Source organism: Vibrio sp. EA2 (assembly GCF_033042495.1).
Lineage (GTDB): Bacteria > Pseudomonadota > Gammaproteobacteria > Enterobacterales > Vibrionaceae > Vibrio.
Genome location: NZ_JAWLID010000005.1, coordinates 12,306 through 24,400, shown reverse-complemented (window position 1 = coordinate 24,400; position 12,095 = coordinate 12,306). Strand labels below are relative to the sequence as shown.

The following is a 12,095-nucleotide window of genomic DNA, read 5'->3' as shown; positions in this document are numbered from 1 at the left end:
TTTTTTTATGTCTTAAGATTGCGGCTAGAAGGGGGGTTTTAGAGCTGGCAATTACTGGGAATTGGGGTTCCACTGCCAGCCCATTGACGTCGAAAGTAGTTAACTATGATTTTTTAGCTGTCTCGTCTTTCGTATCTTTCCAGTACTGAATACGAACACGATGTAACTGAGCTTTTCTCATCTTTTTCATAGTAATCTCCCTCATAATATAAGTAACGCTCTGACTGAGCTTATTGTCTAAGGTTTGCAATTCCCTTAAATCTATATAGGAATCAACTAATTAACCGTGACCAGATTCACAACATAATGACAATAATGGTTTGTTTGCTGTCGATATTGTCTGAACAAACCAACTATTCTCTTCCCTACACGGTCAACCTACTCACCAGATATGACAGAAAAATGGCAATCAAGTTCCCCACTTTCACTGTCACCAAATCTTAATAAGACTTTTCGAGGTGGAATATATTCAATTACCATACTCTTAACGCAAAAGTCTAGACCTTAATTAGAAAAACTAGCGATAAAACAAACTCCTCTGCTTAATACGTTTCATCCTTCTCAAGAATATTACGTCGCAGAGCATGTTGAGCCCCCAAGTTATATAGACCGATTTGTGATCGCGGGCAAATCTGTCAGTTCATCAAAATACCCCCACATTGCGATATGCGCCCAAACGCTTGTGAGATATCTCTTACATGACATGTAAGTAAACAGACCATCCCACACTAAGACTAAAACCAGACAATAGACATAAACTATTGTATATAAACAAAAAACTATTTAATCATGCAATCGATTTCAAAAATAATTTCAAATATCTAATTGAGTCAGAACCACAAAAGATGAATACTGAGTGTGTCGACAGGATGTTGGCAGGAACAGGAAAAACCCTAAAGGATTAGGTATCTTCAGGAAGAAGATTTGATAGCTTAGGATGAGTTGTCAGCAAGGATGTAGTTAAGCTCTAGGATAGAGTTCGCCCGTCAGGATGATAGGCAAGCATGGACACCGCTAGGAAGGCGATGAACAGGGAACTCGGTTAAAGGACTTAGCCATAATCAAGGATAGATGCAGGGAGCACCTATTAGTAGCCGGATTGCTGCGAAAAAGAATAAGCCCCGTCTGGGAAACCAGGCGGGGTTTTATTATTTCTATCGCTTATCATTTACTCTCTCAGCAAGAAATCAGACATTGTCATTCGCTCGAATTCGATAAAAACTATTTGTCGTCACGACGACTTTTTTTCGTTTTCATCTGCCAGCGAAAAAAACTAATGTGCACACCCTCAACGACGTGGTTGTCCAACCACCATTCTAACTCGTTGAAGTATGTAGGTTATGCCATATCAATATCATCAGCCTGCTGCATTCTATACTCTATAATTAAATTTTTAACCTGGTACTGACTTACAAAGGAACAGCCATGCGTATTGCTATTCTCTCTCGTAATGAGAATCTATATTCAACCATGCGCCTAAAGCAAGCAGGTGAAGAGCGTGGGCATCAAATTGATGTTATCGACACTCTTCACTGCTACATGGACATTACGAGTAATAACCCTAAGATTCGTTATATGGGTGAAGAATTGCCACAATACGACGCGGTTATTCCACGTATTGGTGCTTCAATCACATTCTACGGCACAGCCGTTGTGCGCCAATTTGAAATGATGGGCACATTCTGCGTTAATGAATCGGTCGCGATCAGCCGTTCACGTGACAAGCTACGTTCTTTACAGCTTTTGTCTCGTAAAGGTATCGGCTTACCACGTACTGGTTTTGCTCACCACCCTGACAACATCCAGGATGTGATAAAAAACGTTGGCGGTGCTCCTCTGGTTATTAAGCTACTTGAAGGTACTCAAGGCATTGGGGTTGTTCTTGCTGAAACCAACAAAGCAGCAGAAAGCGTGATTGAAGCTTTTATGGGCTTAAAAGCAAACATCATGGTTCAAGAGTTCATTGAAGAAGCCAAAGGGGCAGATATTCGCTGTTTCGTTGTGGGCAACAAAGTGATTGCCGCAATGAAGCGTCAGGCAAAAGAAGGGGAGTTTCGCTCGAACCTTCACCGTGGCGGCTCTGCGCAACTGGTCAGATTGAGCAAAGAAGAACGTGCTACAGCGGTGAATGCAGCAAGAGTGATGGGATTAAACCTATGTGGTGTAGATATCCTACAATCAAAAAATGGCCCAGTTGTTATGGAAGTGAACTCCTCACCGGGTCTTGAAGGTATCGAGTTAGCAACAAATAAAGACGTTGCAGGGATGATTTTCGACTTTATCGAAAAAAACGCAAAACCAAATTCAAACCGTACTCGCGGTAAAGGTTGATAACTATCCAAACTGCGTAAGAGGAGTACCTTAGCCTCTCTATGCTAACCGTCGCTAGGATGACACTATGAATCAGAAAATTGTCATTGGGAATGCCGAAGCAATCTGCTTACCAGAATTAGGAATTCCCCACCTTGAAGCTCGTATCGACACTGGTGCGCAAACCTCTTCGCTCCACGTCGATAATATCGAGTGTTTTGAGAAAAACGGCCGTTCATACGTAGAGTTCGACCTCCATCCGGATGTTTATCACTTAGAACAGGTTGTTCGTTGTACAGCACCACTGAAAGCGAACCGTAAAGTGAAATCCTCAAATGGGACTTTCGAGCACCGCTGCGTGATCACCACAATGCTGCGCATGAAAGACCAGCAGTGGCCAATCGACATTACGTTAACCAACCGTGAAAATATGACTTACATGATGCTGTTAGGCCGTCAGGCAATGTCAGATAAAGTGTTGGTTGATCCGAGCCAGTCTCACATGCTGGCTCCATAACGGTAATCGCATTAGATGAGTGATGCTAAACCGGTGTCACTCTTCGCTTTGCTTATTTCTCCGTAGCAGCACACTAACTAGGCCTTTTATCTTTATTTTTGTCGCTCTCCAATGCGTATGCGGCTTAGTTGGTGCTGTATCCATAATATGCAGATAGGCTTTTTCATCCAATACGACTTCTCCTCCATGTGCAAGCAACAAACAGCTCGGCTGCAGTTCAAAAACCCGTTTCACAGAACACCGATATTGATTGGGATGAAAAATAGGAAACGGAGCAATCAAATGCTTTTTCACTTTTACCATCAAATCTGCTACATACAACACACTCTGCTGCGAATGATAGACCGATAAGTCTCGGTCGGTATGCCCCTGAGTTTCCAGTACCTGCCAATCTTCAAATCCCGGAATACTATCACCATCAAGCAGCTCAATATCAGGCATTAATTTGCGCGAGTACCAAAGGTTACGCTTTGGTTTACGCATACGATTTGCCATCCACCTTGCCAAAAACAAGTCGGTTAAATGCATCAACCAACCATCAACACCGCTATACCATTGGGATTCACGTTTAGCCGCTAAGACTTTACATCCTGTCAGAGATCTAAGTTTATGCGCGGCTCCCGCGTGATCAGGATGCATGTGCGTCACGACCACCAGCTTAAGGTCTGTAAATGGTCGCTTAAGCTGATGCTCAATAAAATCTTTGATATGAGGAATATCAGCTCGGCTTGCGCCATCAAGCAACATAAGTTTGTCGGTGTACTCGGCGAGATACATGGTCTGGATATACCCCTGAATTCTATGCAGCTGCAAAACATATCCTTATTTTTGAGGTGTTTTTAATCAAGAAACCCTTTCTGGTCAGACCAACTATAACAGCAGATTAGAACGAATGTTAAATAAATGTTTACGTCACTACTCGACAACAAAACCTAATCGATAAGATAGATTTTAATCATTAGACTCTAGACAACTTTTGTCCGTTAATGCGCGCACACGGAGTTCGTGTCAGGGTATGAGGTTAACGCCTCATGATTTGCTTTTTGGTACTTTTCCTTCTGATGAATTAAAGGCTTAAGTACATTTTTGTGAGAATTGAGTTGGAAAAAGCAACGAAATTAGACCGCATTCGCGCGGACTACAACGTTCACTACTGGAGCCAGGGTTTCTACGGTATTGATGACCAAGGCGAGGTATATGTCTCTCCTCGTAGTGACCGTGCACATCAAATCCCTTTCAGTGCCATTGTAAAAGAGCTAGAAGCGAAGCAGCTGAACTTGCCTGTTCTCGTTCGCTTCCCACAGATCGTGCATCAACGTGTGCATGGTCTTTGTGATGCTTTCAACCAAGCGATTGAAGATTATCAGTATCCGAATAAATACTTGTTGGTATACCCGATTAAGGTAAACCAGCAACGTGAAGTAGTTGATGAAATACTCGCCAGCCAAGCAGAGCTCGAGACGAAACAACTCGGCCTCGAAGCTGGCAGTAAACCGGAACTATTAGCCGTACTGGCTCTGGCTCAACAAGCGAGCTCCGTGATTGTTTGTAATGGCTATAAAGATCGTGAATACGTGCGCCTTGCGTTGATTGGTGAAAAGCTCGGCCATAAAGTTTTTATCGTCTTAGAGAAGCTGTCAGAGCTTGATCTGGTACTGCAAGAAGCAGAGAGTTTGGGAGTAAAACCTCGCTTGGGTCTGCGTATTCGCCTTGCTTCTCAGGGGGCGGGTAAATGGCAGTCAAGTGGGGGCGAAAAGTCTAAGTTTGGTCTTTCTGCGTCACAAGTGTTGAGTGTAATTAACCGTCTGAAGAACAGCGGTAACCTCGATGCTTTGCAACTGGTGCACTTCCATCTCGGGTCACAAATGGCGAACATTCGTGATGTACGCAACGGCGTGAATGAGTCTGCTCGTTTTTACTGCGAGCTGCGCGCAATGGGGGCCGGTATTGATTACTTCGATGTGGGTGGCGGCTTAGCTGTAGATTATGACGGAACACGTAGCCAATCATCCAACTCGATGAACTATGGTCTTGCTGAATACGCGCGAAATATCGTCAACACGGTTGGTGATGTCTGCCAGCAATATGAGCAGCCGATGCCAGTGATTATTTCTGAGTCCGGTCGATCTTTGACGGCGCATCATGCCGTGTTGGTATCCAATGTAATTGGCACAGAAGCTTACCAACCTGAAGACGTGTTTGCTCCAGCAGAGGATGCCCCTTTGTTGCTGCAAAACATGTGGCGCAATTGGGAAAACTTGCAAAACGGCACTGATGCGCGAGCACTGATTGAGATTTACAACGACACGCAAAGTGATTTGGCAGAAGCACATTCCAATTTTGCAACAGGCGTGATTAACCTTGAGCAGCGTGCGTGGGCAGAACAACTGTCGCTGCGTATTTACTTCGAACTGAGCCGTAAGATGAGCACGAAGAACCGCTTCCACCGTCCGATTCTGGATGAGTTGAGCGAGCGTCTTGCAGACAAGTTCTTTGTCAACTTCTCGCTCTTTCAATCTCTGCCAGATGCATGGGGGATTGATCAGGTGTTCCCTGTTCTGCCTCTTTCTGGTTTGGGTGATGCCGAAGAACGTCGAGCAGTGATGTTAGACATCACTTGTGACTCAGATGGTGCGATTGATCTCTACGTTGATGGTCAAGGTATTGAAAGTACCCTACCCGTTCCTGCGTGGAGCAAGGACAAACCATACCTGCTTGGCTTCTTCTTAGTTGGCGCATACCAGGAGATTCTGGGTGACATGCACAACTTATTTGGCGACACCCATAGTGTGGTTGTTAACGTAGAAGAAAACGGTGAGTTTGAAATCAGCTACATTAACGAAGGTGATAGCGTAGAGGACATGATGCGTTATGTTCATATTGACGTTGACGCGATTCGTGACAATTACAAACAACTGGTTTCCGAGCGTGTTGAAGCCGGTGAACAAACACAAATCCTTGCTGAGCTGGAACAAGGTTTAGTGGGATACACCTATTTAGAGGATTTCTGATATGAATGATTTGTTTACTAAAACCGATTATTCGCTTTATTCCAACTCAATGTCGTTTCTGCGTCTGCCGTATATTAAAAACCCGGTGAGCGTAGAAGCAGACGTTGTAGTACTCGGCGTTCCTCTCGACATGGCAACATCTGGGCGCTCAGGCGCGCGCATGGGTCCGGATGCCATCCGACGTGCTTCAGTAAATCTGGCGTGGGAAGGTAAAAAGTTCCCATGGGATTTCAACCTATTTGATAAGTTGACCGTGATTGATTCCGGTGATCTGGTCTTTGATTGTGGCGATGCGGAAGACTTCACTTACCGTCTGGAAGCGGCAACAAGCGAGATATTAAAAAGCGGAAAAACCATGCTGGCCTTGGGTGGCGATCACTTCATCACCCTGCCTATTCTACGTGGCTACGCGAAACATTATGGCGAAATGGCGTTAGTTCATTTCGATGCGCATACGGATACTTACGCCAATGGCAGTTCATACGACCACGGTACAATGTTCTACCATGCACCGAAAGAAGGGCTAATTTCTGCGAAGAACTCAGTACAAATTGGTATTCGTACTGAGTACAAACAGCAAGATCACGGCTTTAACGTTATTAATGCGATGCAAGCTAATGACATGTCGGTGAACGAGATTTTAGACGAAATTCGTCGTACCGTCGCCGATAAGCCAGTGTACGTTACGTTTGATATTGACTGTCTCGATCCAGCATTTGCTCCGGGGACGGGGACGCCAGTTTGCGGCGGCTTGAACACTGATAAAGTGCTTAAAATCATTCGTGGTTTGGCTGGCATGAATATCGTAGGCATGGACGTGGTAGAAGTGTCACCACCTTATGACCAAAGTGATGTCACCGCATTAGCAGGCGCGACCATCGCCCTAGAACTGCTGTACGCTTACGCATCAGGTCGAGAACAAGCATAAATTTTTCAAAGGGAGCATTCGCTCCCTTTTTTGTCTTTTCGCACAGCAAACTTTCGGATTATTTTTTCTAATCCAAATCATAGATTTTAATCTTGCTTGACGACAAAAGTTTAGATTGCCAAGCACAGATTCAAGCACTAATATCTCGCACGAATCATCCCCTAATATAACAAATTACATTAGCACTCTTTATGGAGAGCTAAGGCTTCTTACACCTTAAGTTTATTGGAGATACACGTAAATGCCGGCTTCGTTTCCATTAGTGAAACTTACGTTTTTAATCGCAATATTGACTGCCGTAGGTCAGATGACCCAAACGATGTACGTGCCTTCAATTGGTCATATGGCGAGTGAATTTTTGGTTTCTGCGTCTTCACTTCAAGCCGTTATGGCCTGTTACTTGATCCCATATGGCTTGTCACAGTTTGTGTATGGTCCGTTGTCCGATCGTCTTGGACGTAAACCAATTATTATTGCTGGCTTGCTCATTTACATCGTGGGGACGTTAGTCGCTCTATTTACCCACCAGTTTGAATGGTTCTTAGTCGGTAGCTTTATTCAGGGCTTGGGCATTGGCTGTGGTGGCGCGATGGCACGTATCTTAACTCGTGACTGTTTTGAAGGTGCAGAATTACACCGTGCGAATAGCTTGATCAGCATGTGTATCCTCTTCTCACCTTTGATGGCACCATTACTGGGTGGCTATTTAACAGAAGCGTTCAGCTGGCGTTCTAGCTACCTATTTCTCGCACTGTTTGGTATTGCTGTGGTCATTACCATGATGACCAGCATGATGGAGACTCTTCCTGTCGAAAAGCGCAAAAATGAGCCAGTGACTAAGAGCTATCAATACGTTTTATCCGATAAACGCTTCCAAGGTTTTTTGATCTGCCTGGTAGCAACATTCGCGGGTGTGGGCGTCATTGAAGCAGCTGCAGGTGTGCTACTAGGCGGCGTTTTGGGATTACCAGCGACAACCGTCAGCTTGCTGTTTATTATTCCGATCCCGGGATATCTGATTGGTTCAGGCTTATCGAGCTACATCGCTCAGCGCCGTTCAATGCGTCGAGCCCTGAATGTTGGTCTGGTTGCCATTTTTATCGGTTCAGCCGTCGTGTTGATCCCAGGCCTGTTTGGCTTAACGACCGCGTTAACCTTGATTGGTGGCGCTACTATTTACTTTTTGGGTGCCGGTATACTCTTTCCGGCAGCCACAACTGGAGCGATTTCTCCGTTCCCATACCATGCAGGCACTGCGGGTGCGACGTTGGGCGGTATGCAAAACTTGGGCGCGGGTATCGCAACCTTACTTGCATCACTGTTCCCCGCTCAAAATCAAATGCCTCTGGGTATTTTGATGATGGCGATGTCAGTTATTGCAATGGTCGGGCTACGCTGGGTTAATCGCACGCCGGATCATTCCAACCCAGTACCTCAGATTATCTAGTCTATTTAAACAAAGTTTTCTTAGGGACATGCTTTTCAGTATGTCCCTTTTTTATTTATTCATATCATCCGCAAAACGCATCCAACGCCCATCTCAGATCCAACAAGAGAGTTTGCTTTGTATAACAACTGGTTACACAATGACGTTTCATTTCGATCACAGGAAGATCAATTACATCGGTACCAAATATGAAAGAACACTCAAGTCATACGAAATAAGCTCACATTCAAACCGATGACTAGGGTATAAAATACAAGGATAAAAAGATGCGTTTTACTCTTACGACGTTGGCCGTATCAGTCGCAATTTTGGCCGGATGCAGTAATCAAGGAACTTCACCTATGAACCATTATTCTCAGTCACAGCTTGTTGCTCAGCAAACTCAAGCGCCAGTCGCGAAAAAAGTCCCTCATGCAATGACGATCCATGACGATACCCGGATCGACAATTACTACTGGATGCGTGACGACGAGCGTCAAGATCCAGAGGTATTGCAGCATCTGGAACAAGAGAATAAATATACCGAAACCGTTCTAAAGCACACCGAAGCGCTTCAACAAACACTGTTTGAAGAAATAAAGGGCAGAATCGCCAAAGACGATAACTCCGTTCCGGTTCGTAAAGGAAGTTACTTTTATTCCAGTGAGGTCTCTGGGGACAACGAATACGAAGTTCATCTACGCGCTAAAGACTTTGCGGGCACCGATAAATCGGTGATTTTAGATGTCAACGAACTCGCGAAGGAGCATGAGTTCTTTAATATTAGCGGATTACACGTCAGCCCTGATGAAACGCTTTTGGCCTATGGAGAAGACACGTTAAGTCGCCGTATCTACACCATCAAAATTAAAAATCTACTGACTGGTGAATACCTTGAGGACGAAATCGAAGGAGCCTCGAGTGCCATCGCGTGGCAAAACGATAACCACGCGTTATATTACATCAAGAAAGACCCACAAACGTTGTTAGGTTACCAGGTCTATCGACATGTATTAGGAACGCCACAAAACACTGACGAGCTCATCTACGAAGAAACGGACAGTGAGTACTATACCTACATCAGCAAGAGCAAAGATGGAGAAGAGGTCTACATTTGGCACTCCAGTACCGAAACGAGCGGTGTATCTGTTCTCGATGCCAACAACCCAAATGCGCAAGCTAAGCCATTTTTTCCTCGCGAAACCGGTATCGAATACAGCATCGCAAAACTTGGCGACTGGTACTACATCTACACTAACTATCAGGCAATTAACTTCCGTTTGATGAAAGTGCACAAAGACAACATGCACGACCGCTCGCATTGGCAAGATGTAATTCCAGCAGACGATGATACGCAGCTGGTCGATTTTGAGTTATTTGATGATCACCTCGTATATGAACAGCGCGCAAATGGCTTGTCGACGGTTACCGTCCGAGAGCTATCCAGTGGTAAAGAGTTTCCCCTTCAATTTCACGACAGCGCATTTGCGGCGTATCTGACTGGGAACTACGAGTTAGATAACAATAAGGTACGCATTTACTACAGTAGTTTAACCACCCCGGGGACTTACTATGATTTCGATCTGAAAACGGGTGAATCTGAAGTCATGAAACAAACCCCAGTGCTGGGTGACTTTAATGCAGAAAATTACCAGTCTGAACGAATCATGATCAAAGCTCGTGATGGCAAGTCAGTACCTGTCTCACTGGTTTATCGCAAGGATAAGTTTAACAAAGATGGTACCAACCCTATTTACCAATACGGTTATGGCTCTTACGGAGCCACCATTGAACCAACCTTTAGCTCAACCCGTTTGAGCCTGTTGGATCGTGGTTTCGTTTTCGCCATTGCCCATATTCGCGGCTCTGAAATGCTTGGCCGCCCTTGGTATGAAGACGGTAAGAAGCTGACAAAGCAAAATACCTTTAACGATTTTGTCGATGTCACCAAAGGCTTAGTCGAGCAAAACTACGCAGCGAAAGACAAAGTGTTCGCGGTTGGCGGTTCGGCAGGAGGCCTATTAATGGGCGCTGTTATTAATCAAGCGCCTGAGTTGTACCGCGGTATTGGAGCGCATGTACCTTTTGTTGATGTCGTGACAACGATGTTGGATGAATCGATTCCATTAACTACCAATGAATACGATGAATGGGGCAACCCAAACAACAAAACCTATTACGACTATATGTTGAGTTACTCGCCTTACGACAATATTAAAGCGCAAGATTATCCAAACATGCTGGTTACCACAGGTTTGCATGACTCTCAGGTACAGTACTTTGAACCAATGAAGTGGATCGCTAAGTTGCGTGAAATGAAGACAGATAACAACGTCCTGGTGTTTAAAACCGATATGGAAGCGGGACACGGCGGAGCTTCAGGTCGCTTTAAGCGTCTCAAAGAAGATGCGCTGGAATATGCCTTCTTTCTCGATTTGCTAGACACAAACTAACAGAAAAACAATGCCCGCACTTGCGGGCATTGTTACGATCAGCGTCAACACAATAATCGGTCGAAATAAAAACGCCTACTCCCTTAAGCCTTTTTACAAAGCAAGAAGTAGGCGCTAACACAATAACTGTGTTTAGGCAGTAGATACTATCCTATTGATTAGAAGTAGTAACGAGCGCCAAGCGTCCAGTTATCATTTTCTTCTACATCAATATCGTTACCTAGGTCGATTTGGTAACCCGCAAATGTGTAGAACGAAGGAGTCACTGCGTACTCAGCTTGTAGCGCCATTTGGCTGAACTGAGTTTCGTCTTCATTATCGTCTTCCACTCCCTCATAGCTCACGGCGAATGTCCAGTCGTTAACACCGTATGCCACTAGAGCTTCCAACTGAGAAGTGTCCTCCATTCCATCGTAGAAGTATTCGTTCAAACCATATACAACAGCGGCATACAAGCCTGAACCATAAGAGCCATAGTAAACAGAGAAAATATGAGAGCTTGCATCTTCAGTTTGCGAACCAAAATCGACATCGCCGCCACTGTAAGCGTACCCAAGACCAAAGCCAGCTAGCTCTGTACTAAGAGAAACTTGACCGCGATCATCGTAAGCACCGTTTTCACCTTGCCAACCTAGACCTAGGTTAAAAGCAAAACCCTCACCAAATTGGAAGCCTTTGCGGTAGCTAAGCATTTTCTCACCACGCGCTGAACCAAGCTCGTAGTGATTTGAATATAAGAAGTCATTGGCAAACGCGATTGGTAAATCTGCCACACCGCCCACATCGTAGTATGGAGTCCATTGTGTACCAGCAACTAAACGACCTAGTTGTTCATGAGTTGCACCGATGTAACCAAGACGAGTTGAGAAAGACTCTTCACCACCATCTAGGTAGTTAAGTGCCCACTCACCTTTCGCGTCAACTGTTATACCATTGCCAATATCTTTTTTACCTGCCACATTAAGACGAGGAGACACTTGGTGAACTTTTACGTCTTCGTCATAGTACTCACCTACGCCCACTGATACATGACCGCCGATTGATAAAGATGTGCCATCGCTGTTGTAGACTTCTGCTGCGAAGGCTTGAGAACCACATGCTAGTGCCGCCACTGCTACGGCTAGAGCTTTCATTTTCATTGTTAACATCCATATAGTTGTTTATGCCGATTCGTCCAGAAACAGAATACTTCCGCATCATTTGCAACGAATACATAACAACGTAGTAATGAAATTCAAATAAAACAAACACCTCACTATGCAACTGGTTCATCACCTGAATACAATGTGATACATATCACACAAAAATAGTGAACTTTTCATTTTTATGCATAACGTTTATGCTTTTTCGCGTGCTACTTTTCGCAAGGCTACAAGATCTGTTACTTTTAGTTTTATCAATATAGAGTGATAAGCCTTAACATCTTGCAGCATGAAGTACGGTTAAGAGA

The 12,095-nt window shown here is 44.6% G+C and carries 8 protein-coding genes; 6 read left to right on the top strand and 2 right to left on the bottom strand.

Annotated features, from left to right (window positions below; translation table 11 throughout):
- Nucleotides 1-1,425 precede the first annotated feature (1,425 nt).
- Together rimK and RXX31_RS12905 are read left to right on the top strand one after the other, a co-directional pair.
- Nucleotides 1,426-2,331, top strand: coding sequence for a 30S ribosomal protein S6--L-glutamate ligase (gene rimK / locus RXX31_RS12910; protein WP_176292317.1), 906 nt, complete (start codon nucleotides 1,426-1,428; stop codon nucleotides 2,329-2,331).
- Between the two features lie 67 nt (nucleotides 2,332-2,398).
- The gene (locus RXX31_RS12905) at nucleotides 2,399-2,827 is read left to right on the top strand and encodes an ATP-dependent zinc protease (protein WP_317589849.1); all 429 of its coding nucleotides are present in this window, start codon (nucleotides 2,399-2,401) and stop codon (nucleotides 2,825-2,827) included.
- Nucleotides 2,828-2,863: 36 nt separating this feature from the next.
- Here RXX31_RS12905 and RXX31_RS12900 read toward each other — a convergent pair whose 3' ends face one another.
- Nucleotides 2,864-3,604, bottom strand: a complete 741-nt coding sequence (locus RXX31_RS12900) for an MBL fold metallo-hydrolase (RefSeq protein WP_317590112.1) — start codon at nucleotides 3,602-3,604, stop codon at nucleotides 2,864-2,866.
- 323 nt (nucleotides 3,605-3,927) lie between these two features.
- Here RXX31_RS12900 and speA point away from each other — a divergent pair, with 323 nt between their 5' ends.
- The 4 genes from speA (at nucleotide 3,928) to RXX31_RS12880 (ending at nucleotide 10,645) form a co-directional block, all read left to right on the top strand.
- The gene (gene speA, locus RXX31_RS12895; RefSeq protein ID WP_317589848.1) at nucleotides 3,928-5,838 is read left to right on the top strand and encodes an arginine decarboxylase; all 1,911 of its coding nucleotides are present in this window, start codon (nucleotides 3,928-3,930) and stop codon (nucleotides 5,836-5,838) included.
- A 1-nt stretch (nucleotide 5,839) separates the two neighbouring features.
- Nucleotides 5,840-6,766 (top strand): agmatinase, encoded by a 927-nt coding sequence (gene speB / locus RXX31_RS12890; RefSeq protein ID WP_317589847.1) that lies wholly within the window; start codon nucleotides 5,840-5,842, stop codon nucleotides 6,764-6,766.
- Between the two features lie 241 nt (nucleotides 6,767-7,007).
- Nucleotides 7,008-8,213 carry a multidrug efflux MFS transporter EmrD gene (gene emrD, locus RXX31_RS12885; protein ID WP_317589846.1) on the top strand — a complete coding sequence of 402 codons (1,206 nt, stop codon included), beginning with the start codon at nucleotides 7,008-7,010 and terminating at the stop codon, nucleotides 8,211-8,213.
- A 266-nt stretch (nucleotides 8,214-8,479) separates the two neighbouring features.
- Nucleotides 8,480-10,645, top strand: a complete 2,166-nt coding sequence (locus RXX31_RS12880; protein ID WP_317589844.1) for a S9 family peptidase — start codon at nucleotides 8,480-8,482, stop codon at nucleotides 10,643-10,645.
- Between the two features lie 158 nt (nucleotides 10,646-10,803).
- Here RXX31_RS12880 and RXX31_RS12875 read toward each other — a convergent pair whose 3' ends face one another.
- The gene (locus RXX31_RS12875) at nucleotides 10,804-11,784 is read right to left on the bottom strand and encodes a porin (RefSeq protein WP_317589843.1); all 981 of its coding nucleotides are present in this window, start codon (nucleotides 11,782-11,784) and stop codon (nucleotides 10,804-10,806) included.
- Nucleotides 11,785-12,095: the final 311 nt, after the last annotated feature.